The sequence below is a fragment of the Streptomyces sp. NPDC036822 genome (genome assembly GCF_055609145.1).
The window spans coordinates 156,806-181,436 of sequence record NZ_JBVJPY010000013.1 but is presented as its reverse complement, the minus strand read 5'-3'; the positions used below and the strand labels follow the sequence as shown (position 1 = coordinate 181,436).

At 71.3% G+C, this 24,631-nt stretch carries 25 protein-coding genes and 2 pseudogenes; 12 read left to right on the top strand and 15 right to left on the bottom strand.

Translation table 11 applies throughout. The features are described 5' to 3' along the window. Window positions 1–40 precede the first annotated feature (40 nt). Window positions 41–2,188, top strand: coding sequence for a WD40 repeat domain-containing serine/threonine protein kinase (locus ACZ68P_RS26820; protein WP_471010464.1), 2,148 nt, complete (start codon window positions 41–43; stop codon window positions 2,186–2,188). Between the two features lie 186 nt (window positions 2,189–2,374). Here ACZ68P_RS26820 and ACZ68P_RS26815 read toward each other — a convergent pair whose 3' ends face one another. Next, on the bottom strand, window positions 2,375–2,638 hold the full coding sequence (locus tag ACZ68P_RS26815) for a hypothetical protein (protein WP_471010461.1): 264 nt from the start codon (window positions 2,636–2,638) through the stop codon (window positions 2,375–2,377). Between ACZ68P_RS26815 and ACZ68P_RS26810 the strand changes: the two are divergent. Together ACZ68P_RS26810 and ACZ68P_RS26805 are read left to right on the top strand one after the other, a co-directional pair. Beyond that, window positions 2,637–2,780: pseudogene (locus tag ACZ68P_RS26810) on the top strand (DNA methyltransferase); the annotation flags it as partial. The gene ACZ68P_RS26815 and the pseudogene ACZ68P_RS26810 sit on opposite strands and share 2 nt — an antisense overlap. 46 nt (window positions 2,781–2,826) lie before the next feature. After that, entirely contained in the window at window positions 2,827–3,369 is a 543-nt protein-coding gene (locus ACZ68P_RS26805) for a 2'-5' RNA ligase family protein (protein WP_471010459.1), read from the top strand. Window positions 3,370–3,483: 114 nt separating this feature from the next. Here the strand turns inward: ACZ68P_RS26805 and ACZ68P_RS26800 are convergent, their stop codons facing one another. Continuing rightward, entirely contained in the window at window positions 3,484–4,110 is a 627-nt protein-coding gene (locus tag ACZ68P_RS26800; protein ID WP_471010456.1) for a class I SAM-dependent methyltransferase, read from the bottom strand. 415 nt (window positions 4,111–4,525) lie between these two features. On the opposite strand from ACZ68P_RS26800, the gene ACZ68P_RS26795 reads away from it, so the two are divergent. Next, window positions 4,526–4,711 carry a hypothetical protein gene (locus ACZ68P_RS26795; RefSeq protein WP_365721752.1) on the top strand — a complete coding sequence of 62 codons (186 nt, stop codon included), beginning with the start codon at window positions 4,526–4,528 and terminating at the stop codon, window positions 4,709–4,711. A gap of 568 nt (window positions 4,712–5,279) precedes the next feature. On the opposite strand, the gene ACZ68P_RS26790 is transcribed toward ACZ68P_RS26795, so the two are convergent. Continuing rightward, window positions 5,280–5,951 carry a DUF4097 family beta strand repeat-containing protein gene (locus tag ACZ68P_RS26790; RefSeq protein WP_471010453.1) on the bottom strand — a complete coding sequence of 224 codons (672 nt, stop codon included), beginning with the start codon at window positions 5,949–5,951 and terminating at the stop codon, window positions 5,280–5,282. Between the two features lie 392 nt (window positions 5,952–6,343). On the opposite strand from ACZ68P_RS26790, the gene ACZ68P_RS26785 reads away from it, so the two are divergent. Next, on the top strand, window positions 6,344–6,706 hold the full coding sequence (locus ACZ68P_RS26785) for an amphi-Trp domain-containing protein (protein ID WP_471010452.1): 363 nt from the start codon (window positions 6,344–6,346) through the stop codon (window positions 6,704–6,706). A gap of 214 nt (window positions 6,707–6,920) precedes the next feature. Next, window positions 6,921–7,433 carry a thermonuclease family protein gene (locus tag ACZ68P_RS26780; RefSeq protein ID WP_365722584.1) on the top strand — a complete coding sequence of 171 codons (513 nt, stop codon included), beginning with the start codon at window positions 6,921–6,923 and terminating at the stop codon, window positions 7,431–7,433. A 108-nt stretch (window positions 7,434–7,541) separates the two neighbouring features. Here the strand turns inward: ACZ68P_RS26780 and ACZ68P_RS26775 are convergent, their stop codons facing one another. Further along, window positions 7,542–7,739 (bottom strand): hypothetical protein, encoded by a 198-nt coding sequence (locus ACZ68P_RS26775; protein WP_471010450.1) that lies wholly within the window; start codon window positions 7,737–7,739, stop codon window positions 7,542–7,544. A 477-nt stretch (window positions 7,740–8,216) separates the two neighbouring features. Between ACZ68P_RS26775 and ACZ68P_RS26770 the strand changes: the two genes are divergently transcribed. Then, on the top strand, window positions 8,217–9,458 hold the full coding sequence (locus ACZ68P_RS26770; RefSeq protein WP_471010449.1) for a hypothetical protein: 1,242 nt from the start codon (window positions 8,217–8,219) through the stop codon (window positions 9,456–9,458). 193 nt (window positions 9,459–9,651) lie between these two features. Beyond that, window positions 9,652–10,014 carry a hypothetical protein gene (locus ACZ68P_RS26765; RefSeq protein WP_471010447.1) on the top strand — a complete coding sequence of 121 codons (363 nt, stop codon included), beginning with the start codon at window positions 9,652–9,654 and terminating at the stop codon, window positions 10,012–10,014. A gap of 71 nt (window positions 10,015–10,085) precedes the next feature. Here the strand turns inward: ACZ68P_RS26765 and ACZ68P_RS26760 are convergent, their stop codons facing one another. The 3 genes from ACZ68P_RS26760 to ACZ68P_RS26750 all read right to left on the bottom strand — a co-directional run bounded on the left by ACZ68P_RS26760 (window position 10,086) and on the right by ACZ68P_RS26750 (window position 11,575). Beyond that, the gene (locus ACZ68P_RS26760; protein WP_471010445.1) at window positions 10,086–10,391 is read right to left on the bottom strand and encodes a hypothetical protein; all 306 of its coding nucleotides are present in this window, start codon (window positions 10,389–10,391) and stop codon (window positions 10,086–10,088) included. A 55-nt stretch (window positions 10,392–10,446) separates the two neighbouring features. Next, window positions 10,447–10,869 (bottom strand): hypothetical protein, encoded by a 423-nt coding sequence (locus ACZ68P_RS26755; protein ID WP_471010443.1) that lies wholly within the window; start codon window positions 10,867–10,869, stop codon window positions 10,447–10,449. Between the two features lie 181 nt (window positions 10,870–11,050). Further along, complete coding sequence (locus ACZ68P_RS26750) at window positions 11,051–11,575, bottom strand: GtrA domain-containing protein (RefSeq protein WP_471010440.1); 525 nt, start codon at window positions 11,573–11,575, stop codon at window positions 11,051–11,053. 448 nt (window positions 11,576–12,023) lie between these two features. Between ACZ68P_RS26750 and ACZ68P_RS26745 the strand changes: the two genes are divergently transcribed. Beyond that, window positions 12,024–13,064: a vWA domain-containing protein gene (locus tag ACZ68P_RS26745; protein ID WP_471010438.1), complete on the top strand. Its 1,041-nt coding sequence runs from the start codon at window positions 12,024–12,026 to the stop codon at window positions 13,062–13,064. 303 nt (window positions 13,065–13,367) lie between these two features. On the opposite strand, the gene ACZ68P_RS26740 is transcribed toward ACZ68P_RS26745, so the two are convergent. Further along, complete coding sequence (locus ACZ68P_RS26740) at window positions 13,368–13,787, bottom strand: DUF5959 family protein (protein WP_471010435.1); 420 nt, start codon at window positions 13,785–13,787, stop codon at window positions 13,368–13,370. A gap of 265 nt (window positions 13,788–14,052) precedes the next feature. Between ACZ68P_RS26740 and ACZ68P_RS26735 the strand changes: the two genes are divergently transcribed. Continuing rightward, window positions 14,053–14,790, top strand: coding sequence for a dienelactone hydrolase family protein (locus ACZ68P_RS26735; protein ID WP_471010433.1), 738 nt, complete (start codon window positions 14,053–14,055; stop codon window positions 14,788–14,790). A 351-nt stretch (window positions 14,791–15,141) separates the two neighbouring features. Here ACZ68P_RS26735 and ACZ68P_RS26730 read toward each other — a convergent pair whose 3' ends face one another. Beyond that, the gene (locus tag ACZ68P_RS26730) at window positions 15,142–15,825 is read right to left on the bottom strand and encodes a hypothetical protein (protein WP_471010430.1); all 684 of its coding nucleotides are present in this window, start codon (window positions 15,823–15,825) and stop codon (window positions 15,142–15,144) included. 16 nt (window positions 15,826–15,841) lie between these two features. Continuing rightward, entirely contained in the window at window positions 15,842–16,087 is a 246-nt protein-coding gene (locus ACZ68P_RS26725; RefSeq protein WP_471010428.1) for a hypothetical protein, read from the bottom strand. 366 nt (window positions 16,088–16,453) lie between these two features. Between ACZ68P_RS26725 and ACZ68P_RS26720 the strand changes: the two genes are divergently transcribed. Further along, window positions 16,454–17,098, top strand: coding sequence for a hypothetical protein (locus ACZ68P_RS26720; RefSeq protein WP_471010426.1), 645 nt, complete (start codon window positions 16,454–16,456; stop codon window positions 17,096–17,098). 53 nt (window positions 17,099–17,151) lie between these two features. Continuing rightward, window positions 17,152–17,839: pseudogene (locus ACZ68P_RS26715) on the top strand (IS5 family transposase); the annotation flags it as partial. A gap of 360 nt (window positions 17,840–18,199) precedes the next feature. On the opposite strand, the gene ACZ68P_RS26710 reads toward ACZ68P_RS26715, so the two are convergent. The 5 genes from ACZ68P_RS26710 to ACZ68P_RS26690 form a co-directional block, all read right to left on the bottom strand. Continuing rightward, entirely contained in the window at window positions 18,200–19,942 is a 1,743-nt protein-coding gene (locus ACZ68P_RS26710; protein WP_471010424.1) for a serine/threonine-protein kinase, read from the bottom strand. Window positions 19,943–20,312: 370 nt separating this feature from the next. Continuing rightward, window positions 20,313–20,777 (bottom strand): carboxymuconolactone decarboxylase family protein, encoded by a 465-nt coding sequence (locus tag ACZ68P_RS26705; RefSeq protein WP_471010568.1) that lies wholly within the window; start codon window positions 20,775–20,777, stop codon window positions 20,313–20,315. 304 nt (window positions 20,778–21,081) lie between these two features. After that, window positions 21,082–22,281 (bottom strand): NAD(P)/FAD-dependent oxidoreductase, encoded by a 1,200-nt coding sequence (locus ACZ68P_RS26700; RefSeq protein ID WP_471010421.1) that lies wholly within the window; start codon window positions 22,279–22,281, stop codon window positions 21,082–21,084. Window positions 22,282–22,439: 158 nt separating this feature from the next. After that, on the bottom strand, window positions 22,440–23,384 hold the full coding sequence (locus ACZ68P_RS26695) for an RNA polymerase sigma-70 factor (protein WP_471010418.1): 945 nt from the start codon (window positions 23,382–23,384) through the stop codon (window positions 22,440–22,442). Between the two features lie 350 nt (window positions 23,385–23,734). Continuing rightward, window positions 23,735–24,493, bottom strand: a complete 759-nt coding sequence (locus ACZ68P_RS26690; RefSeq protein WP_471010565.1) for a MerR family transcriptional regulator — start codon at window positions 24,491–24,493, stop codon at window positions 23,735–23,737. Between the last annotated feature and the right edge of the window lie 138 nt (window positions 24,494–24,631).

Below are 24,631 nucleotides of genomic sequence, written 5' to 3'. Positions count from 1 at the left end.
ACGCCAACCTCTCGAAACCGAGAAGGACGATGGACTGACGATGGAACTGCTGGGGGAGCCGGAGCGGCCCGTCGTCGGTGCGTTCCGGCTGGTGGCGGAGCTCGGCCGGGGCGGTATGGGGCGCGTGCTTCTCGGGGTGTCGCCGGACGGGCGACTGGTGGCGGTCAAACTGATCCACGAGGAGTTCACCCAGGACGCCGGGTTCCGGGCACGCTTCCGCCGTGAGGTCGGGGCGTCCCGCCGGGTCTCGGGCGCGTACACAGCCGCCGTGGTCGACGCGGACGCCGAGGCACCGCAGCCCTGGCTGGCCTCGGTCTTCGTACCGGGGCCCGCCCTCAGCGAGGCCGTCGAGAAGACGGGACCACTTCCCACCGGGGCACTGGTGCGGCTGGCCTCCGGGCTCGCGGCCGCCCTGACGGAGATCCACCGCGCGGGACTGGTCCACCGGGACTTCAAACCGTCGAACGTCCTGCTCGCGGCCGACGGCCCCCGGGTCATCGACTTTGGCATCGCCCGGGCCACGGACCCCGGCGGCACGGGCACCGCTGGGACGGATATCACCCGGACCGGTCTGGTGGTCGGCTCACCCGCCTTCATGTCGCCGGAGCAGGCGCAGGGACAACAGCTCACGCCCGCGAGCGATGTGTTTTCCCTCGGCGCGGTACTGGTCCGAGCAGGCACCGGGCACAACCCGTTCGCGGGGGAGTCGGCACTCATGACGCTCTACGACGTGGTGCATGGCGAGCCCGACCTGACGGGGATGCCAGATCTGCTGCGGGACTTCACCTTCCGGTGCCTGGCCAAGGACCCGGCGGCCCGGCCCAGTCCAAGCGCGCTCATGGACATGCTGGGGCCGGTCCCGCCGTCCGCACGGCCGTGGCCCGACGCTGTCCACGCCCTGATCGACACACAGCACGCCGAAATCGCCCGTCTGCTCACCCTGCCCGGGGCGGCGGATGTACGGAGCGGGGAGAGCACTGCGCCGCAGACCGGCACGCTGCGGATGCGACCTGCGAACCCGCTTCCCGCACGGCGCCCGGTCCCACGCCCGGACCGGCGGACCCTGCTGCTCGGCGGGCTCGCACTCGGGGGCGCCGGCGCGGCGCTGGCGACGGCACTGGTCGCAGACCGATTCACCAAGGCGTCGTCGAAAAACCCGGGGCGCTCACCGTCGCCGAGCACATCATCACCGTACCCCTCCGAGTCACCGTCCGCGTCGACCGCGGCCGAACGGACACCGGCATACACCCTGGCTGCGGAATTCCCGTCCTATCTCACCGTCGCCCGCTTCAGCCGGGACGGCGCACTGGTTGCTGTCGGAGACCGACAGGGCGTCGTGCTGCTCTGCAACGGCACGACCCTCAACACCGTTTCCCCGCTCGCGGAGCGCTCCTCCGGAACGACTGGCGACCTGGCGTTCTCCCCGGACGGCAGGCTGCTCGCGAGCGTCGACGAGTCCGTGACCATCACGCTGTGGGACGTGGCGGGACGCAAGAAGAGCGCCGAGATCCAGGCCCCCGAGGAACAACAGAACGCCATCGCGTCGTACACCCTCGCGTTCAGCGCGGACGGCGGGACCCTCGCCATGGCCTCGAACCGGACCATCACCCTGTGGGACGTCCGCACCCGCGCCAGGAGCGCCGTCCTACGCCAGCCCCTAGACGACCCCGACCCTGGATGGGGCGACCTCGACGGCGTGGTACTCACCGACGGCGGCCGTACGGCCATCACAGTGACCACGTCGGGCAAACTGCGCTTCTGGGACGTCGGACGGTCCCGGATCACCGCTACTATCCCCGCTTATTCCGATGAGGCCTCACGCGACGTCGTGGCCAGCCCGGACGGCGCCCTGCTGGCGGTCGGCGGCTCGGAGACGGTCGGCCTCTGGAACCCCCGAAGCCACCGACAGGTCGGCGCACTGGACTTCGGCTCCGACGACGTCATCTCCCTGGCGTTCAGCCCGGATGGAAAACTGCTAGCCGCCGGGAACCTGTCCGGCGAGACACAGATCTGGTCCACCCACACGCGCAAGCCCCTGCACACGTTCGACGCAAAGAACGGCAAAGACGCGTCGCAGCTCCGGCAAGCCATCGACGGCTCGTCCATCACATCCCTCGACTTCAGCCCCGACAACACCCGCCTGGCGGTGGCCTACGGCCACCACCTCGTGCTCTGGAATCTGCCCTGACAGCTCCTTCGCGTGTCCAGCACCGCTGCCGGATCCGGCGCAGGGGGCTTCGGGGCGGCGGAATCCAACTCGCGAAGGCGGAGCAATCCGCACAGCGCTGAAGGCGGCGCGCACGCTTTGCCATCACCCTGAAGGACCGCGCGCTGCCGCAAGATCAGAGATGGACGGGTTCCGGCTCCTCTTCTGTCACGTCTCCTCCTCAGCCTTTGCTGCTGTGGTGTGATCGTCTGCGGTCGTCTTGGGGCGCTTGGTGCCGCGGCGCTGATCACGCAGGGCCTGGAGCAGTTCTTCGGGGTCGGGCCGCAGACCGGTGCCGAGGTAGCGGATCCCCTCCCCTTCCGGCGCGGTCTGCGTGGGCCTGCCGATCGGGTGCCGCCGGCTCATCGCGGTGCGCCAGCCGAAGCGGGAGTCCCACACCAGGGCCGGCGCCGGCTGGTCGGTGCCGAGCATGCCCGGCCACTACATCGCCTCCCAGCCCCGCAAGGACCGGATCCACATCACCCAGAAGCCCGTCGAGATCATGCAGCAGCTCGTACAGGTCTGCCCCGAAGGCGGCACCGTCCTCGACCCTTTCACCGGCAGCGGCTCCACGACGCCATGGGCCTGGTAGGCGACCCGCTCGGCCGTAGGCTGCCGGGGTGCACAGTGTGGAGCTGCTGCCGGACGGGGTGACCGAGCGTGCCGTGCGGGACGTGTGGCGGTATCTGGCGGAGCGGGGGCTGCCCAGTCAGGCGGGCCACCGGCATGCGACGAACCGGCCCCATCTCACCCTTGCCACGGCCGGGCGGCTGCCGCCGCGGACGCGCGCCCGGCTGCTGCGCGTCCTGGCGGAGGCCCTGCCCGTGCCGCTGTGTCTCGACGGGCTGGTGCGGTTCTCCGGCCGCGTGCGGGTACTGGCCTGGGCCGTCCGGCCCGACGACGCCCTGCTGCGTCTGCAGGAGAGGGTGTGGCGGATCCTGCGCGACGCGCCGGACAGCGCCAGGCCGAACCCGCTGCTCGACCCGGCGCGCTGGACTCCCCACGTCACGCTCGGCCGGGGGCGCGACGCCTTGTGGAGCGTGTCGGCCCAGGAGGTGTTCTCCCCCACTGCCGGCACGCCGCCGGGTGTCGTGAGCGGGCAGTGGGCATCCGCCCGGCACTACGACTCCCTCACCCGCACCGTGGAGCAGCTGAGCCCCTGACGTGCGCCGCGCCCGCAGGTCCCCGCCTCCCGCGGCCGGCGCCCGCGGGCGTGCCGGCGCGGCCGGTCGGCGGCGGGTGCCCGGGCGGTTCATGAAGGACGGGGTCGCGGGGGCTTATCCGGCGGGGCGGGAGTGCACGCTGACGGCGTAGCCGCCGCCCGCCTGGTAGGGGTCGCCGCTCCAGGTGGCGTAGCGGCTGCGCAGGGTCAGTCCGGCCTGGGTGCACCAGTGGTCGAACTCCTCCAGGGTCACGGTCGGTTCGGGCAGGGGCAGGTGGGCCGCGTCCAGTCCCATACCGGTGACCAGCAGTCCGCCGGGGCGCAGTGCGGTGGCCAGCTGCCGCAGGACGGCCTGTTCGGTGCCGGGGGCCAGCAGGGGGATGACGTTTCCGGCGGCGAGTGCCAGGTCGAAGTCCGGGTTCAGGCCGAGAGTGTCCAGACGGGCGAGGTCGCCGAGGATCCACTCCTGGTCGGGGGCCTGGCGGCGGGCGACGGCGAGCATGGAGGAGTCGACGTCCACGCCGGTGCAGTGGTGGCCCAGTTCGGCGAGCCGGATCGCGATCCGGCCGGTGCCGCAGCCGGCGTCGAGGATTCGGGCGGGGGGCTTCAGCAGTGCGGCGCAGAAGGAGGCTTCGCCGTGGATGTCGTGGCCCGATGCGGCGAGCCGTGCGAAGCGCCGGGCGTATTCCTCTCCGGCTTGTCCGCCGGTCAATTCCGCCCAACGGTCGCGTTGCCCGGTCATGTTCCGCGTGCCTTCCGGTCGGCCTCGCCCGGCGGGGGCGAGGAGGATGCCTTACGGGTTCCATGGTCGCAGGTGGGCAACTCACGCGCCGCGCCGCCGTGGAAGGTGTGCGGGACGGCCGCGGAGTGAGCGGTGGAGCGTGCGAAGCGGCCCGGCCGGGATGCTGCGTACGGACGCCACGTGCGACGGGTGCGGGACGGACGCCTGCGCGCGACACGTACGACGCTGAGGCGCGGAAGGCGCCGGCCGGGGACGGGCCCGTACGGCACCACGACCTGTACTGCCGGCCGTCTGCACCGGCACCGGTGATCACCTTGGGGAGTTGTCCGCTCACGCCCCGCCCCCAGGTCGGGACGTGGCGGATCCCACGGCTGGGGCGTCCGTATCTGTCGGACCCCCCGCCTACCCTGGACGCATGCCCCAGAGACCCACACACAGAGAGCGCCCGGGACCGACTGCCCTCAACAACGCCATTCGCGGCCTGTGGGCCCGTGCGCACGAGGAGCAGCGGTCGCTCACCTCCGATGAGCAGCGGATCTACCAGGCTCTCGTCACGGCCTGGACCAAGGCGATGGACAGCGAGCAGGGGCTCGCGGCGTAGGTCCGGGCGGTTAGATTTTTCACAGGGTCCCGGCGTCGGCAGGTCCGGTAGGCCGGCGGCTCCGGTAAGTCCGGCAGGGCCGGCAGGGACACGGCGAGGGGGCGGGAGGCCGCCTCGCCCGTGTGGTCTGCTGCCGGGAAGCGCGGTACTTCCCGCCACCAGGCAGCTCGCCCGGGCACAGGAGGTCGCCCCGGTGGCGGCCGGACAGAACCTGTACGGGCTCTCGCACCGCCCGGACCCGGCGGTTCCTGGAGGCCTGGAGGCCTGCGCGGGGCAAGGCATCGCCTATGTAGCGCTCTTCTGCCCAATGCGTCTGGGCGGCTGCGACCTGCCGGACCGCTCGCACCGATCGCCCCTCGGCACGGGGCCCTCTCTCGGCGGTATCGCCGGACGCTCAGGTCGCGCGCGGTGCGGAACCGCGGGGACCCCGCCGAGGGGTGGCGGGGTCCCCGCGGGCGGGGGGCTGGTGGCGCAGGAGGCCCGGGCCGTCCGGCCACGACCGGCCCGGTGCGCGGTGCGGGCCTCCTCTCGGGGGGGGGGGGGAACGCAGGGCCCTGGGGTGCTCCTTTCACAGGCTGCGGGCGGTGATGTCGCCGTGGGCGGTGGTGGCGTGGATGGCCAGGTCGGGGGCGGGGCCGTCGGTGTTGCGCAGGGTGTTGTGGATGCGGCCGTAGGTGGTGCCGGCGTCCAGGGATGCGGAGACGCCGCGGGCGGCGCCGATGGTGATGTCGCCCTTCTCGGTGCGCACGGTGAGGGTGCCGCGCAGGGCTTCGGTGATGTGGATGTCGCCCTGCCGGGTGGTGAGGTGGGCGGGTCCGGTCAGGCGGCCGATGCGGGCCTCTCCGGCCAGCAGGGTGAGGTCGGTGGCCGCGCTCTCGTCGAGCTTGACCGTGCCCTGCGCGGCGTCGAAGGAGACGTCGCCGAGCCGTCCCACGCCCCGCAGTTCGGCGGCGGCGGCCTTCGCCTCGACACGGGAGCCGGCCGGCAGCTGGACGGTGACCTCGACGGACCCCGCAGCGCCCAGGATCCGGGGGGCGGCCTCGGGGACCGCGACGCGCAGGACGCCGTCGGCGTAGCTGACCTCGGTCTTCGCCGCCGTCGTGACGTCGCGGCTCTTCGAGGCGTCCGCGGGCAGGACCTCCACCGTGGTGTCGGACCGGTCGGCGGCGATGAGCCGGATACGCCCGGCGGGGATGTCGAGGACGGCCGAGACCGGGGCGGGGGTGTCGAACTTCTGCATGGTGCTCTCCTTGAGGCATCGTGCGCTCCGTCGCCCGGAGCGCTGTTTCCGATAAGGGAAACGCTACGTTGCGTTCAAGGAAGTGGCAACATCCTTGTTGCGCAGATGGACCGTAAATGCAGGTGGGATGAGGTAAATCGTTGCGATGACATCGAGCTAACGCAACACTCCTGGCCGCTGTCCATTGCAATGGAGTGAAGGTGAACGCTCGGGCGGGGTGCTGTTCCCGTCGGCGGCTCGCTCCGTCCGCAGGGACGGCGGGCGCCGGTGTGCGGGGCGGGCCGGGGGTCCGGCCGGCGGGGCTTTCACCCGTGGCGGCCAGGAGGTGTCCGATGCGGCGAATGGCAGCAGCATGGGAGTTGTCTGCTTGCTTCACACGATCGGAGACCGGCATGAAGGACCTCAAGTTCGAGCACAAGCGGTCACTGTCACGCCGTGAGGCCGCCGACCAGCTCACCGCCCTCGCCGCGGCACTCAGGGAAGGCGGGGAGGCCGAACTGGAACTCGGCTCCGGGACGCTGAGCCTGCGGATCCCCGACGAGCTGCACAGCGAGATGGAGATCGAGGTCGGCAACGGGCAGATCGAGCTGGAGATCGAGTTCACCTGGCCGACCGGATCGCACCGGCCGGCGACGGCGAGGAGCGTCGCGGACGGCGCCGAGGAAGCCCCGCGGCAGAAGAGCACGCCCGCCAGCCAGAGCGGCACGGGCAGCAGGAGCAAGAGCACGAAACGATCCCCCACGAAGACCCCCTGATCCCTTCAGCGCAGCGGCCGTACAGGGGCCGACCGCCTCCGTACGACCCCCCACCGCGCCGCACGGCGCGCCGCGACAGGGCTTTGCCCAGCGGCTCATCAGCGCGCCCTCACTGAGGCGGCGGGCCCCGCCCGCGCGGCGCACGAAGCGTTCCCTCGCCCGCCGCATTCCCCTCAGGGGCCGCCGGTGGCCGTACTGATCGAAAGGGCTGGACATGCCTTTCCTGTCCCGCAGCCGTGGCATCGCCCCGGCTCTCGCCACCGCACTGCTGAGCCTGGGCCTCATGGCGCCCGCCACCCCCGCGCATGCCGCCCCGCCCGGGCCCGTCGTCCTCAGAGTCATCGACGGCGACACCCTCGAGGTACGTGGCACCGGCAGGGTCGTTCCGGCCGGCGACGTCGCCCGCGTGCGCCTGCTCGAGATCGACACCCCCGAACGGGGCGCCTGTTTCAGCCGCCAGGCCACGGCTCGGACCGCCGAACTGCTGCCACCGGGCACCACGCTGCGCACGGAGATTGATGTCGAGCTGAAGGACCGCTACGGCCGCTACCTGCTCTACGTCTGGAACGAGCGAGGCGTCTTCGTCAACGAGTCCCTGGTGCGAAGCGGCCACGCCAAGAGCGTGCTGTACGAACCCAACGACAAGCACTGGAAGACGATGACCACGGCCCAGGCCGCCGCACGCCAGGCCGGCGCCGGTCTGTGGTCCGCCTGCCCGGGAGCCTGACGGTTCCCCTCAGCGCGCTGGACGCTCCCCGCGTGCGCCCCTTTCCCTCCCTCTGACCACGGTTCACGGCAGGTTGACAGCACCCCGGTCCGAGAAGTTCTGTCCGGCCTATTGGAGGCTCCATCGGTGCGGGTGTCCGGGCTCGGTGGGACAGGCGAAGATGTTCAGCAGGCCGTCTCGGCCGATCGTGAGCTGCGTCGCGCAGCGGTCCCGTAGGCGCTCGGCGATGTCCCATTCCTCTTGGGGCATCCAGCTGCCGTTGGCGCCGCTCCACTCCCAGCTGTCGAGGGTCAGCGGCAGGATCATCGGTGCGGCGCCCCCCTCGCCGAGGTGGGCCGACTGATGAGGAGGTGGGAGGGGGTCGGAGTGTTTCTGGTATTCGGACGGGCTGATCGTTTGAGTTGCGCAACCGATCGCGTTGGTGACCGCCGGCCTGCCGACCGGCGCGGTCCAGCCGTCGCCAGCACCGCCAACGATGTGACGAGTCGACACTTCGGCTGATCAATGCAGACCACCACCGACTGAGACCGTGCCACGCGGTCTGAGACCGTACAGTTCCTGTTGACGTGCGGCGCAGGTTGCGCGGACACGCCGTTGCACTTTGCGTGATCTCGGCTGTGTCGCTGCGGTCGCGAAAAGCAGGTTGCACACGAACGTCCCGAGCGTCGTCGCCGACAAGCGCCTGCGGGACTACGGACGGGTTGATCAGCCCATAATCGGAGTCAGTAGCGACCCGGCGCACCGCACCCGCCCCGGGTGCACTCACCGCGATCGGAGAGCACCGTGAAGAACAGGGCGTTGTGGCGTGTAGTTGACAACGAGAGTGGTAGCCAGTCCATCGTCAGCACGCCCTCCGAGGCGGTCGTGTTCGTCAACAGCCGGTTCGGCACCGATGACGACGACGAGCCGTTCAGCATCACCGAGGTCGGTCCTCTCCTTCCGAAGCCGCTCGGGGTCATCACCGCATGGGCCGCCGAGAAGGACGGCGAGCGAACCGACGGGCGTACTGCCCCGATCACCATCAGGCCGGTTGTGACGGATAACGCCAGCGAGTGCGATGACGTCGTGCTCTGGGGCGACGTGTACGTCTCCTGGGACCACGATATGTACACCGTCGAGGGGCCGGACGGCTCCGAGTACAGCGAGGCTGACAGCGCAGCCGAGTTGAGCGAGATCCTCGACGAGTACGCCGGCGACTATGAGTACGCGCCCGAAGGGCCCGACAGCCACAGGTGGCCGAAACCGGAAGAGTTGATCACTTACGGCGCCCAGGAGTGTGCCAAGCGGTTCGGGCACCTCGACGACGACGCCCTGCTGTGGCTCGCTGCCACCCGCATCACGCTCGCCGTGTGGCGCAACACACCCGTCGAGAACTGGCATGCCGGGAAGAGTCCGCTGCACGACGGCACGATGATGCGGATTAACACGGCAACCACCCGCCTCGTGCGCTCGATGCTGTCGTTCGACCATGTCGACTGGATCGGTCTCGGTCTCGCGGTCGTCAACCCGTCCCGGGTTCTACCGACCGGGCAGTCCGTGCTCGAGCTCGGGCTGGCCTGCCACGACCCTGACGACCCGGCGCACGAGGTTGATCCGCGCGGAGAACTCGCGGAGATGGCACAGGACGCGATCGCTTGGGGGCGAACGTACCGCCTTCGCGAGAAGGAGTTCGGCCTGCGAACCCTGATCGAATTCTTCTGCGCGTTCGACAACGGCTGGTTCAGAGCTCCGAGTTGGGGGCGCATCGTCGATCGGTTCCTTACGGCTGTCGACGACCGGGAGAATGCGCACTGGCGCGTGCGCCGGGACGAGCCTTGGTTCGACGAGTGGTTCACCAACCGCCCGGCCGACATTGCGGACATCACGGAATTTCGTCGGCTGCTCCATGCCGGGCCCGACCTGCTGTCCGAGGAGGCCGCCGAATGGTGCGTGGAAGGTGCCATCGGCTACATCTGCCAGGATGACCACGCGAACGGCTGCCTGCGGTGCGGTATCCCGCTGGCAACGGAGTCCCCCAACGAGTGAACGTGGGCAGCCTCTCCCCTGCCTCCCCGTGCCGGGCCTACGTCCGTTCCGGACGACGTGCCCGCCGTCGGCACCCGCCCAACGGCTTCGAGCGTGAGTGAGGTCAAGCGGCGGCGAGCCTGGCCGGGGCGTTGCGCATCAGCCGCGAAAAATGGGGCGGCGGCGCGGTGGGGTGCTGCGGTAGGAGTGGGACATGGCCAGAAGCGCTCATCACATGCGCCGCAGCGGTGCCCGCTTCGGGCAGGCGGCCCCGCTTTGCACGAGGCCGTGGCGGGCCGTCGTGGTGCGCGAGCTCCGCTACAGCTCCGCGCGCCTGCGCTCCGCCGCGCTGGAGGGACGGCAGCCCGTACCGCAGGAAGTCCGGCGGTCGGTCGCCGTGTACCGCCTCGCCCGCAGTGACACACGGGGAGGGGATGTGGCGGCTCTGGCCTCCGTCGAGGAGCGGCGCGCCCGTCAGGTGCTGCGGCGTCAGCTGGGCCTGGTGCGCGCGTGGCCCGCGCTGGACGTCGAGGCCGAGCCCGTACGGCACCGGCACAGCGCCCGGTGGCTTGCCTGAGGGCTGCCCCGGGTGCAGGTGCTCTCCCCCGTGCCGGCACGTCGGCCGGTATCGGCCTCGCGCCGGGCGGGTCAGGCGGTTCGGGCGTTCGCGGGGCGGCGGGCTGTCGCACGGCGCGGGGCGGCGTGATGGGCGGGCCTGTGTGCCGGGGTGATGGCCTGGAGGCGCCGCAGCCACAGCCAGGCCGTGCCCAGCAGGCCGGTGAAGACCGCCAGGAGCGCGACGGAGACCCACATCTGCCGGCTGCCGGGATGCGCCCACCCCGTCCAGGCCGCCGCCGCGGCCCACAGCAGGACTCCCGCCGCGTAGAAGGTGCGGACCCGGCGCAGCTGCCGCGTGGCCCGCAAGGACATCAGGTGCTCCGTCTCGGCTGCCATGGCGAGCCGTGTACCCCGGATCGGCGCGATACATCAGGGGAACCGCCGGTACTTCTCAGGCTTCGGGTGCCGGTGTCCACGGCTTCGCGGGCAGCGCCGGGCCCTCCAGGGCGCCGCGGACCTTCTCCTTGAGGGATTTCGGCGGGGCCTGCGTTTCCTCCTGCGCATGGACGAGGCGTGCGGTGCTCACGCGTATGTGGCACTCGCGGTGCCGCTGCCTCAGGCGCACCACCCAGGCGCCGTCCTGGGTGAGGAAGGCGTGCCGGGCCGGTTCGTCGCCGGGCTGGGCGTGGCGGGCGAGGATGCCGGGGAGGTAGTGCAGGGCAGCGTCCTGGGCCGTCGCGGCGGCCTGCGCTTCGCCTCCGCTGACGTGGTGGGTGGCGACGAGCGTCCAGCGGTGCAGTTTGAGGTCGACGCCGTCGGCGCGCCGGCTCACCCGGGTGTCCTCCTCGATGAGGACGTACCACTCGTCGGTCATGGCGAAAGCTTATGCGGCGCGCACGGGGCAGAGCTCAGCCGTTTCCCAACCCGTGTGTGTGGAGGGGGTTTGGGCAGGTCGTGGCCGCCGGCCCGCTGCCGGGCCGCGTGTTCCGCCGGAGGCGGTGAGCCGGGGGCGTGGGGCGGACTCCCCCGGGGTGCGCCGGGGTGCGGGCCGGTGTTCAGGCAGCGCGGCAGAGTTCCGCGGGGCCGGCCGGGGCCGCGGCGCGCGTCATGGCCGCGTGTACGGCGGGGGCGGCGTGGGCGGTGGGCGTGGTGTGGGGGCGGTGGCGTGCGAAGACGACCAGGCGCAGCACGGCGAACCGGGCGGCGCCGGCGAGCGCGCAGGCCGTGAGGTAGACGGTCTGTTCCAGCGCCGCGCCGGAGGCGGGTGCCAGGTGCCGCAGGGCGAGCATCGCCATGCAGGTGGCCGTGTACGCGGCCGTCGCGGAGCCGGCCGACTGCAGGTGCTGGCGCCGGGTCGCGCGCCCGCCCGCGCCGAAGGTGAAACGGGCGTGCAGTTCGGTGGCGAGGAGCGTGGAGATCACGGTGATCGCGGCGTTGGCCAGGGCCCACGGTATCCAGGAGGCCAGGGCTGCCACGGCGAAGCTGGAGCCGAGTCCCACCCCGCCGCCGCAGACGACGAAGCGGGCGAAGGCGGTGACGGCGTTGGGTGTTGCCGGCTGCCGACTCTGCGCCTGTTCCATGATCCGACCCCCTGGTGATGAACCGCCCAACCCGTGGAGCGCGCACCTCGTCGGCCTGCGAAGCCGGACGGTGCGCCACCCATGGCCCCATCATGGCGCATAAATGGCGCCACTTCGAGCTCTTTATGGCACCACTTTGGGGGTGCGGGGTCCTGGAGGCCGGCCGTCGCGGGCGAACGGGCAGGTCAGCGACGGTAGTGGGGCGATCGGAGCCGACGCCGACAGGCCGGGGCGGGCTGTCGAGGGGGCGGGGCCGAGGGAGAGGGTGCCCGGCCGCTGACGCTCCGGGCGCCACCCCGGGCCTGACGTCAGGGCCGGATGGCCCGGTCCGGCGACGTCCCCGCCGGAGGCCGGCCGGGCGGGCGCCGGGTGGGCCAGGGAGCGAAGATCGATTGTCAGTGGCGGGTGAGACGGTAGGAGCATCACGTCGGAACAAGGGGGAGCTGCCATGTCCGGAACTCAGAACTACATCAACCATGTTGCTCTTGTGCTGGATGCCAGCTCGTCCATGTCGCACCTGAGCCGCAAGGTCGTCGAGGTCGCCGACCAGCAGATCGAGTACCTCGCCCGCCGGTCCAGGGAGCTGGAGCAGGAAACCCGCGTCACGGTGTACGTCTTCGCCGACAAGGTGGAGTGCGTCATCTACGACAAGGACGTGCTGCGGATGCCGTCGCTGAAGCAGCTCTACCGGGTCGGCGGCATGACGGCTCTGCTGGCGGCCGCGCTGAAGTCGCAGCGGGAGCTGGCGCAGACCGCGCAGCTGTACGGCGACCACAGTTTCCTGACGTTCGTGCTCACCGACGGTCAGGAGAACGCCAGTCACCGCTGCGCGGACGCGCCTGCCAGGGAGCCGCGGGCGCTGGTGCAGGCCGTGGCCGAGATGATCGAGACGCAGCAGGACAACTGGACGCTGGCCGTGCTGGTCCCGGACCAGATGGGCAAGCGCGAGGCGATGCAGTACGGCTTCCCGAAGGAGAACATCGCGATCTGGGACGCCACGAGCACCCAGGGCCTGGAGGAGGCCGGGCAGGTCATCCAGCAGGCCACCGAGAAGTTCATGGTGGGCCGCACCAAGGGCATCCGGGGATCGCGGGCGGTGTTCACCACGGGCGCGGAGGCGGTCAACAAGGACACCATCAAGGCGGCCGGGCTCACCCCGGTGGATCCCGCGCAGTACCAGCTGATCGCGGTGGCGCGGGACGCGGGCATCCGGGAGTGGGTCCTGGAGAGCGGGCACACCTACCGTACCGGTGGGGCGTTCTACCAGCTGAGCAAGTCCGAGAAGATCCAGGCGCGCAAGCAGATCGCGGTGCTGGAGAAGAAGACGGACCGCGTGTACACCGGGCCCGAGGCCCGCGCTCTGCTCGGTCTGCCGGACGTGGAGGTGCGCGTCAAGCCTGACCACAACGACGACTTCACGATTTTCGTACAGAGCACCAGTGTGAACCGCAAGCTCGTACCGCAGACGCGGCTCCTGCTGATGAGCTGAGGGCCAACAAGCCCCGGGAAGCGCCCCGGCGGGCCCACGCGGGCTCGTCGGCCCGGTGTCCCGGCCAAGCGGCCCGCCGACAGATCGCCGGCCGGCGTGCCGGCCGTTGAGGGCCGATCACGGGCCGGCGCCCGGTTCCTCACCGGAGGCGGGCGTGGGCCTCCTCACCGACACGGAGGCTTGAAGCAAGGGCGGAAAGTGGCGATGGGGACCGCAAGCTCGCCATGTACCGCGAGACGGCACCTGACGTTGTCGCCTTCCGCATCCGGACCCGGCACTGACCCGGTCCACAACGTCGCTTTCTCAGACGAGAAGCGCCTGCACGGCCCGGAGTCGTCGACGTGCTTCCGGGATCCACCCGTCGGCCATATCGAGCGGGACTTGCCCTGAGACCCGCGTCTGGGGCTGGTCATGAACGTCCACCGCATAGGGGTCGTCCGCGATGAAGCGGAGATAGCCGTCCCTGCCTGCGGGTGGCCAGTCGACGGCGAGGACGTCCCCTCCGGCAGGTCGAAGCCCGTCCGCCTCGATGCGGTCCAGGGCTTTGATCCAATGATCCAGGTCATCAACCGTCACCAGGACCCGAAGCTGCGCGTTCACGAAGGCGCTGGTGATGACGATGTCGGCAGCGTGGTAGTCCGGCGCACGATCGGCAAGCCTGACGCTGACGACCTGGTCTGCGTCGGCCAGGCGGATCAGCTCGAGAGCAGTGGCTTCATCCACTGGCCCAGTGTCCCAGAGCCTGCCTCAAAGCCATTGCCATAGAGGATCTACGAGTCGCCTCGGGCGAGGTTGGCCGCAGTGACCTGTGGGCCTATCCGGTGAGGGCGATGTGGGGATGCGACCGCAGTACGCACCCCAAGGGGCAGCGAGATGATCTTGAAGCCCTGAGCGCTCGGCCCCGTGTGTCAGAAGGACACACGCGCACCGTTCCGCCGGCGGCAGAACACCGACCGGACCGGGCTCGACGATCACTACAGTCCAGCCCATGACGACGGTGACGACGCGTACGGTCGAGTACCCGGCCGACGGCTTGACGATGATCGGGCACCTCGCGCTCCCGGCCGGTATCGACCGCCGACCCGCGGTGCTGCTCGGACCGGAGGGCATGGGGCTCAGCAACGTCGAGCGCCGCCGGGCCGATGCTCTGGCCGAGCTGGGATACGTAGCGCTGGCCTTCGACCTTCACGGCGGGCGCTATCTGGGCGACCCTCAGGAGATGCTGGCCCGTTGCGTCCCCCTGCTCGCTGATCCCGACCGGATGCGGGGCATCGGCCATGCGGCGCTCGACGTGTTGCGTACCGAATCGCGGGTCGACCCCGACAGGATCGCCGCCATCGGCTACGGCACCGGGGGCGCCGTCGGGCTGGAACTGGGGCGCGACGGCGTCGACCTGCGCGCGATCGGGACAGTCAACGCAACTACCACGGGCCGACCGGGCGAGGCGGCGCGCATTCGCTGCCCGGTGTGGGCCGGCGTCGGGTCGGAGGACCCGATCATGCCGCCCGCACAACGGAACGCGTTCACCGCCGAGATGCAGGCCGCAGGCGTCGACTGGCGCCTCACGGTCTACGGCGGCGCCTTGCACGCCTTCCACCACCCGCCGGTCGACCACCCCACGGTCGCCGGCGTCGGCTACCACCCACAGCACGCGCAGCGAGCCTGGCGCGACGTCGTCGACCTGCTCGCCGAGTGCCTGCCCGTGACGGAAGATCCGCGGCCATGACCCAGGCAAGCAGGCCGGCGCCAGGCATGCTCCTCGTCGGGCACTCACAGTCTCCTCCCCTCAAGTCCCCAGAGAAGAACCACAGCCGGGCGGGTGCCCGATCGCAGAGCCGCGTTCGCAAACTGCCGCAGTAGGCACCGGATGTACCGCGAAGGGCTCCTGCCGTGATCCTCGCGACCCTGCGGCGGTCCGTTTCGGCCGCCAGGGCGAGGTCTGCACCTTCACTGCGGCCTCACTGTGCTGACCCCGTGCGAAGTCGCATCAAGATCAATTCATTGCCGCTTTGGTTGAAGGCGGGGGGGGTTCGCCAAGGCCTGCCCACTTCGGCTCGAGCCTCGGACCGGCCGGTGCTCAGTCCACGCCGCTGAGGTAGACACGGCTGGTGCGGTCGTCGACCCGGGCCACCGCGACCTTCAGCCAGGTGAGGTTGTCCTCGCACGGCGCGCAAACCTGGCCCTCACGGACGTTCGCCAGTAGAACGGCATCAGCGATCTCTACGGTGTCGTCCTTTCCTCCGGTGACGATGAAACCCTTGTCTCGGGCTTCTGCGGTCACGGCCCTGGCCTTCTGCTGGACGCTTTTAAGCTCGGTATATGCGTCATCAAGGACGCTGAAGATGCTCTGCGCCTCCTTGTGGAGGTCTGCGAACTCCTTCACCGTCTTGCCGACGAAGTCCCGCGTCACGCCCGCGTTAACGCCCTCCCAGCGGGCCTTGTCAGCCCTTGCCTTCATTCCGTCGCGGGCTTCGCCTCCGAGCCGCTGCAACTGTCCGGCCACGCGCTTCCAGTCGGCGACGGCGGTCCCCAGTTCGCCGAAGTCGACTTCCATAAGCTCGGTGTAGTTCATGATGGGCTTTCCCTGCTCGAAGTACTCAGTGAGGCGGGAGACAGCCACGGCCGAGCCGTCCCGGTTCCGGAGGGACGCGCCGATCGCGGCGTCATTGTCGGCGTGGGCCTTCTTCCAGTAGTCCAGGTGGTTCGAGATGTGGGCACAGGCCCGCAGGACGCTTCTGACCTGTGATGTCCATACGGTCACCGTCGTCTCCAGCTCGTCACCGAGTGAGAAGCTGCTGCTCTTCCGGGCTGGCTGCTGCCTGCATTGCGGAGCCGGCGTTCTCCTTGTCGGCCCCGGCGCCGGCGATGTCAGCCTCCTTGTGTAATTGGCTGTGCAGTACGAAGGCTTCATGGCCGACGCCGCCGAGGTCGTCTTGGTACACGACGAGACCAGGCTGTCCACCACCCCCCTGGCCGGCCGGCACTTGGTCAAGCCGCATCGAAGCCTGCCGCTGGGCGGTCACGTCCGATTGTGGCTTTGCACTGTGCAGAGCATGGGCCCGAAAACCTGTGGCCACAGCCGCTGATGCTCTTGTTCCCCGCGGGATTTGCCCCCCCCGCTCGGGCGAGTTCAGCTCAGTTGGCTACAAGCACAGTGGGATGCCTTCTAGACGTGCTCCCCCTGCGGCAGGCTGGCACTTCGGTGCCCTGCCGTGCCTTCTCCATGGCCACTGATTGTTCCGACAAGAACTGAAGTCGCCAGCAAACCCCGCAACAGGCGTACGATGCACGTCCCCACACTCCGCTTTATGCCGGGGAGACGTACCCTGTCGGCATTCGAGGGTTGTCACCTGACATGACGCTGCCCCCCAACCACACAGGAGACTCACGTGCCTTCACCGAGCATCGCTGCGCCCAGCGCCCAAACCACCGTTTCCGAGCTCCAGAATGAGCTTCCCCGGCTCGAACAGCGTCAGCAGGAACTCGAGAAGGACCTGGCCGCGGTCTCCGAGCGGGTGAACACGGTCCGCAACGCCCTGACGGCTCTGCTGGCCCTGGCCGAAACGCCCGCGCCGCTCGCCGTGGAGGAAGAAGCCGCCCCGGCGGTGGAAAGCGACGCCGCGCCGGAGGCCGACTCCGCACCCCAGAACACGGACACGGTCGCGCCGGCTGAGAGCGCCGCACTCCCCGCGCCCCGCAAGGCCACCAAGTCCCGTACCAGCAGCGCGCAGAAGGCACCGAAGACCAGCGCGCGCAAGGAGCGGACCACGGCGAAGCCGTCCCGCGCCAAGGCCGCGGCCCCCAAGAAGCCGGCCGCCGCACCGCAGGACGCCGGAAGCCTCACCGAGCAGGTGGCCGCTGTCCTCCTGCAGAACCCGGACACTCCCCAGCGTGCGCGGGACGTGGCCAAGGCGGTCGGCCGTGACTCCTCCGCGGGCGAGATCAACACCGTCCGCAGCACCCTCGACCGCCTCATCGCCTCCTCCCGCGCCGTTCGCGCCGGCCGTGGCCTCTACCAGGCGCCCGGCAACTAGGCCGTGTCCGATGGGTCGCGTGACGCTCCCGCTGGGAATTCGTTCCGTGGGACATGGGGCGGAGAGATCTTTCGGATGAAGAGTGGGTTCGACTGGAGCCGCACCTGCCGACGAATCACGGTCGGGGTGGACGCCGGCAATCCCACCGCCGTGTGATCAACGGGATTCTGTTCCGGCAGCGGACCGGCCTGCCCTGGCGGACCCTGCTCCGGTAGCTGGAAGACGGTCCACGACCGTCATCGCAGGTGGTCGGCGGACGGCACGTGGGAGAGAATCCTGCGGGCCGTCCAGGCCGATGCCGATGCCGAGGGCCGGATCGACTGGAGCATGGTCAGCGTCGATTCCACGGCCTGCCGCGCTCATCAGCACGCGGCCGGCGCCTCCACCCGCGCCCCGCAGATCCCAGGGCGGCGCAGGAGCCCGGCGCGTCACCGTCCCGATGAGGCCCTGGGCCGCACGCGAGGCAGGCTCACAAGCAAGATCCACCTTGCCGGGGAAAGTGGGCGCCGCCCGCTCGGGTTTGTCATCCCGCCCGGCCAGTGGGGGGACGCACCGCAGATGATTCCCGTCCTGGAAGAAATCCGCGTGCCCCGGCAGGCTGGTGGACGACCGCGCACCCGGCCCGACCACGTCGGAGGCGATAGAGCCTATTCGTCACGCCGCAACCGGCGTCACCTGCGCAGACGCCAGATCACGCACACGATCCCCGAGCCAAGAGACCAGCGGGCCAACCGCCGGCGCCTTCGGAGAAGCTCATGCCTATGGCACGGCCCTGACCAGCTCACACGACTCATCGGACAGCCACTAGACCCGCGCACACGCGCATCGGGCCGCTCGCCGAGCGCCTGCCTTGTTGCCGGTGGCCTTCGGCGCGCTGGCCTCCCGCTCACGCAGCGGGCGCCCGCTGACGCCACGCGCTCATGGTCACCGCGGACCTGCCAGCCCTGCAAAGCCTGCCTCGGCAGGTGGATCGCACCCTTGGGCCTGTTCGTTGTACGGCCGAGGGGTGGGCAGAACTCTGCCCTCATGGCACGGCCGTCGCTGCGCGCATGCTCCGGCTGTGCGCACGCGACAGCCCGTGCAGCAGGCCCGGTCAGGGCGTTACGCGGAGGTCCGGCGGCGGGCGTGGCCGGGCGGAAGGGCGGCGCGGAGGGTGGTGGTGAGGGCCGCGGCCGCCAGCAGGAACAGCAGGACGCGGAACGCGTAGCCCAGGACGCCCGCGTGCAGCAGGCCGTTGAGGGCCACCAGGACGAAGCCGAGCCCTCCCGCGACGACGGGCATGCGGCCCGCCGGATCGCCCACGAGGGTAAGGACGATGCCCATGGCGAGCACCGCGGTGACGAGCGAGAAGAGCACCGTCTGCAGCACTCCCGCCCCATATGTCGTCGCGCCCGCGTCGACGGCTTGAGAGGCGGAGACGGCGAGGGCAGGCGCGGCGAGCAGGGTCAGCAGGGCCGCGGCGACGGCTCCACGCCGCACGACCGGATCCTGCCGCACCCGGGTGCCGTGGCACCAGCGGGCCGTGGAGGGGCGCAGGGCCGCGACGACCGCCGTCGCGGCGGCGAGGGCCATCAGCGGGCCGATGGCGTGGGCGATCACGGCGACGCTCGACGGGCCTTGCGCCACCTGGTACTGGATGAGGGCGCTCAGCCCGTGCAGCGCGGTCGCCGCGCCCGCCACCGCGATCGTGCGGCGGCCGGGCGGCCTGCGGCGCAGCAGCAGCCCCACTCCCCAGCCCAGCGCGGCCAGTTCGGCCAGGCCCAGCAGCAGGTTCGCGGCCAGCAGTGCGGTGGGGGCGCCGCGTTCGGTGAGGTAGGTGGCGCTCTGGGCCAGCAGGTACACCAGGGGCGGCAGGCAGCTCAGGGCTGCCGCCATGGCCACCGCCGCGCTGCGGCGCGCCGTGAGATCGGCTCCGTCCGGCTCCTGGGTGGTGGCCGGGACGGTCGGGGGGATGTCTGGGTCTTGCGGGGACGACGTGGTCGCGGCGGTCGTGGTGGGCGGCGTGTGGTGAAGTCGCCGCAGGTCCGCTGCGAGTTCCGCCGCGCTTCCGTACCGCCGGCCGGGGTCTTTTTCGAGCAGCCGCAGGACGAGGGCGTCCCATGCGGCCGGCAGGCCCGGCGCGAGGGTGCTGGGGGCGGGCGGGGCGTCGGTGAGATGGGCGGTGAGATAGCCCACCGTGTCGGGCGCTTCGAAAGGGAGCCGGCCCGTGAGGAGTTCGAAGAGGACACAGCCCAGGGCGTAGAGGTCGCTGCCCGGTTCGGGGCGGCCGCGGGCCTGCTCGGGGGCCATGTAGGGCGGTGTGCCGACGATGAAGCCGGTCTGTGTGAGCCGGTCCGCGGTGGCGTACGGGTCGGCCGCCCGCGCGATGCCGAAGTCCAGGACCGTGGCGTTGCCGGAGGCGGTGACCATGATGTTGGAGGGTTTGATGTCCCGGTGCATGATGCCGGCCCCGTGTGCCTCGGCCAGCGCGTCGGCCACCTGCGCGCCCCACCGGGCCGCCTGTGCGGGGGTGATGCCGCCCAGGCGCACCAGGACGTCCAGGCCCTGGCCGCGCAGGCATTCCATGACGAGGAAGGGCGTCGTCCGTCCGTCGATGAGTGCCTCGCCGACGTCGTGCAGGGTCACGATGTGGGGGTGCTGGAGCCGGGCGGTGAGCCGCGCCTCGCGCAGGAAGCGGGCGCGGGCGTCGCTGGCGTGGCTGCCGCCGCCGGAGAGCAGGGAGACCAGCTTGACCGCGACCGGCCGCTCCAGCGTCTCGTCCCGCGCCTCCCACACCTGCCCCATACCGCCTTCGCCGAGCGGCTCCACGAGCCGGTAACGGCCCCCCAGCAGCTGCTCCCGCACCGCCACGCCCCCTTCGTCGCGCCCCGGGCCGGAACCGTCCCGGCCTGCACGTCCCTGCCGGATCATGCCGCGCCATGGCGCCGCGTACAGGCGATCTGCCGAAACGCCACCCCCCTCGCCCCGCCCGCGAAGGCGCCCGGGTGGGTGCGCCGGGGTCACGGGCCGGGCGCGGCCGTGACCCGTGGGGGCGGGATGCGGGCCCGGGGGCGCCCGCCGCCGCGGCAGGCGGCGCCCGCCGCGTCGGTGGAGGCGTGGCAGGCCGATCTGGTGGAGGCCGCACGCGCCTGGGTGCGCGCTGTGCGCTCCCGGGGGCGGGCGGCCGGGCGTGGCCGGCCGACGGGGCTTCCTGCCCGGCGGTGCGAGGGGCAGGTCAGCTCCACTGTTCGTCGGCGAGGGAGGTGACGGGGGCCGGTTTGCCGATGACGGCCAGGGCGATGAAGAAGTTGATCTGGCCGATCGCGACGGTCAGGGTGGCCAGTGCCTTGTCGTCGTAGTGCCGGGCCACCTCGGCGTACAGCTCGTCGGTGACCCGCTCGCGGCCGTGCGGGGCCGGCTGGAGCGTCGCCTCCACCAGTGCCAGCGCGGCGCGTTCGGCGTCGGTGAAGTACGGGGCGTCCTGCCAGGAGGAGACCGCCGTGATGCGTTCCTCGGACACGCCGGCCTTGCGCAGGAAGGCGGTGTTCAGGATGGTCAGGTAGGTGTTGGCGACGATCTGCCCGGCGCGCAGGTGCACCAGGCTCATCGTGGTGCGCGGCACCGAGCGGTTGCCCGTGGCCCGGAACAGGGCGGCGCTGACGTCGTTCACCTCGGGGACGAACGCGGCGGGGTCGGGCATCCGGGAGATTGGCGCGCTCGCGGTGGTGGGAGTGGTGGAGGCGGTCGGGGTGGTGGAGGCGGTCGGGGTGGTCGGGGTGGTTGTCATGGTCGGGCTCCTTCACTGCGGCCTGTGCGGTGTCTTCACAGCACTGACGGAGCCGGCCGCGCACATGTGACCGCAGCGGGGAAAGTTTTTCGCTGTCTTGTGCGGTGTGCCCGCGTCGTCGGGTGCCCCGAGGAAACCCCTGGCCCTCCCCCCGGGGAGCGGGCGCCTCTGGGGCGGGCGCCCGCTTTCCTGGGGTGGGTCAGGTTCCTGGGGTGGGTCAGGCCGAGGCGGTGGCGGGGGTGGATGTCGGGGCCGGCTGTCCCGTGGTGCGGTGGCGGCGGACCGGCAGGCCCAGGGTCGGGTGGGCGACGCCCCAGGCGGCGCCCTTGCAGATCAGTTCCTTGTAGAGGGCGGCGAGGCGGCCGGTCAGTGCCTTGCTGACCGCCTGGTCGTCGGCGGTGACGTACTGAATCAGGCCTTCCTTGCGGCCCAGCGAGATGCACTGGTTGAAATACCGGATCGGGGTGCGGGGGACCTTGTTGCCGGTCAGGCGGGCCGCGATGGCGTCGGCGGCCTGCCAGGCGGTGGGGGTGCCCGAGGCGCAGGACATCCGCAGCGGCTTGCCGCCGGGTCCCATCGCCATGGCCGCGTCGCCGATGGCGTACACCTGGGAGTGGGAGAGCGAGCGCATGGTGGCGTCGACCTTGATCTGGCCGGTGTCGGTGACGTCCAGGGTGGTGGCCTGTGCGATCGGGTGGGTGGCGAAGCCGGTCGTCCACACGGTGACGGCGGCCGGCAGGCTGTGGCCGTCGGCGGTGGTGACGTGGTCGGCCTGGACGCCGGTGACGGCGGTGTGCTCGTGGACGGTGATACCGAGCCGGGCGCACACCTCGCGCAGGTGGGCGCGGCCCTTGTCCGAGAGCCACTCCCCCAGGGCGCCGCGGGCGGCGAGGGCGACGGCGAGGTCGGGGCGGGCTTCGGCGATCTCGGTCGCCGCTTCCAGGCCGGTCAGGCCGCCGCCGACGACCAGGACCGGCTGCCCGGGTCCCAGGGCGGCCAGGCGCTCGCGCAGCCGGAGCGCTCCGGGACGGCTCGCGATCTCGTCGGCGTGTTCGGCGGTGCCGGTGGCGCCCTGGTCGTTCCAGCCGCTGCCGAGCGCGTACACGAGGGTGTCGTAGGGCAGTTCGGCCACGGTGCCGTCGGGGTCGGTGACGGTGACGATGGAGCGGTCGGCGTCGACGGCGGTGACCTGGGCGAGCCTGAGGCGGACGCCGGTGCCCGCGAACATCTCGTCGAAGGGCCGGGGGGTGAGGTCCTGGCCGGCGGCGAGCTGGTGCAGCCGGACGCGCTCGACGAAGTCGGGTTCGGCGTTGACGAGGGTGATGGCGACGTCGTCGCGGTGCAGCCGCTTGGCGAGGCGGCCGGCCGCGATCGCTCCGGTGTATCCGGCGCCGAGGACGATGATGCGGTGCTGCATGTGCTGCTCCTGTCTGCGCGGCCCGGCCCCTGTTGGTGCGCGGTCTTGCCCCTTGAACCGGGCAGCCGGCCGTTTCCTGACAGCACTGCGGTGTGAAGCAGCTCACACCCCTGTGCGGGGGGCGCGGGGAGGCTTCGCAGACGCTTTCGCGGCGGGTTTCACAGGGCGTGGAACAGGGGCGGGCCGTGGTCGGCGGCGGCCCAGGTGTGGGTGGCGCGCTGGAGTTTGTCGGGGTTGACCTGGCTGCGGAACGCGGCGATGCCCTCGGCGGTGAGCTCCAGGCACATGATGCCGACGACCCGGCCGTCGATGACCGCGACGACGGCGGGGCCGCCGTTGGCGTTGGTGATGTGGATTTCGGGCGAGCCGCCGATCAGGGCGCGCTTGGCGGGTGCGGGCTTGAACAGGCCGCGCATGAAGGTGGCGACCGCCTTGGCGCCTTCGAACGCCTTGGCACGGGCGGGGACCTTGCCTCCGCCGTCGCCGATCGCCAGGGCGTCGGCGGTGAGCAGCTTCACCAGCGGCTCGGTGCGTCCGCTGGTGGCGGCCGCCAGGAACTCCTCGACGATCCGCCGGGCGGCGGCCTGGTCGATCTCGCTGCGGGCCTTGCCCTGGGCGATGTGCTTGGTGGCGCGGTGGAAGATCTGCTGGGTGGCGGCTTCGGTGAGGTCGAGGATCTGGGCGATCTCCCGGTGCGGGTAGTCGAACGCCTCACGCAGGACGTAGACCGCCCGTTCCCTGGGGGTCAGCCGTTCCATGAGGATCATCACCGCGTAGGAGACCGAGTCGCGCTGCTCGGCGGTGTCGGCCGGGCCGAGCATCGGGTCGCCGTCCAGGAGGGGTTCGGGAAGCCACTGGCCGACGTAGGACTCGCGCCGGGCGCGGGCGGAGGTGAGCTGGTTGAGGCACAGGTTGGTCAGCACCTTGGTCAGCCAGGCCTCGGGGACCTCGATGCGTGCGGTGTCGGCGGCCTGCCAGCGCAGGAACGTCTCCTGCACGGCGTCCTCGGCCTCGGCCGCAGAGCCCAGCAGGCGGTAGGCGACAGCCGCCAGACGGGGCCTGGCTACCTCGAAGCGGTCCACGTCCTTCGTCGTCAGCGGCATGGCCCGGATCCTATCGGGGCCCAGTGACAGGCCAGGTGACCACCCGGCGGCCGCGTGCCTGAGCCGGGGCGGCGGGGCGGCGGGCGGGCGGCTGCCGGGCCTGGCCGCCCGCAGGGGATGAAGCCGCGCAGCAGGGGGTTCCCCACAGTCCGTCGCGGCGGGCGCGTATCTTGCGCTGCCGGCATAGTCGATGCTGTCGGCCCGGGGCCGCCGCACCGGTCTGGTGGCAAGCGGCGTCGTTGTTCACGGCAGGGGGCCGGCCCTCTGCTTCGGGTATTCCTCCCCCGTCGTGCAGGGGGCCGGCGCCCTCGCGGGGTTGCTTTCCCCACGGGGGTGGTGGTGCCGTGGGCTCAGCTGAGCCGGGTGGTGGCGTAGGCCTCGATCGCGTCGCGCTGGTAGGCGGCCAGGCCCGGGGCGATCGCCTCGTAGGCGGTGCGCCAGGCGTCGTTGTCCACGCAGGAGCGTCCGATGGCCTGGTACTCCTCGGCCGAGACGGCACGCAGCCCGGTCAGGGCCCGGTACTGGGCGTCGATCTCTTCCTGTACCGGCGCGGCGCCGGGCGGGTGGCCCTGGGTCATGAGTTCGGCGAGGCGGATCATCTGGGCGGTGCGTTCACGGTGCCCGGCGTCGGCGTCGGCCTGGCTCATCTGCCCGGCGCGCCGGGCGACTTCCTCGGCAAGCTCGGGGAAGTCACGCATGTTCTCCTCGTATTGGGAGGGCTGGACGCCCTCGAAGAGGTTCTCGGGCCGGTTGATGGTCATGGGGTGGCCGTCCTTCCTGGACTGTTCCAGTGCGGCGATCGTGCGGGAGACGGTGCCGGCCAGGGCGTCGAGCCGGTCGCGCTCCGCGAGCAGCCGCTGGTGGTGGCCCCGCAGGGCATCCACCTCGTCTACCTGCGCGGACAGGATCCGGCCGATCTCCGGCAGGCCCAGGCCCAGCGCCCGCAGGACGAGGATCTGCTGCAGCCGCAGGAGCTGGTGTTCCGCGTAGTAGCGGTGCCCGTTGGCGCCGATCCGGGCCGGCGGCAGCAGGCCCCTCTCGTCGTAGTGGCGCAGGGTCCGGGCGGTCACGCCCGACATCCGCGCCACCTGTGAGATCGGCCAGTCCATCGCTGCTCCCGCACGTGTGCCGCCGGGCCGGTGCGTCCGGCCCTGATTTTCGACCGTAGAGGCTGCCGCAGCGGCAGCTTCAACCCCGAGAGCCGTGTTGCCCGCGGCATGGACCGCCCCACCCCGGTCGCGGGGACC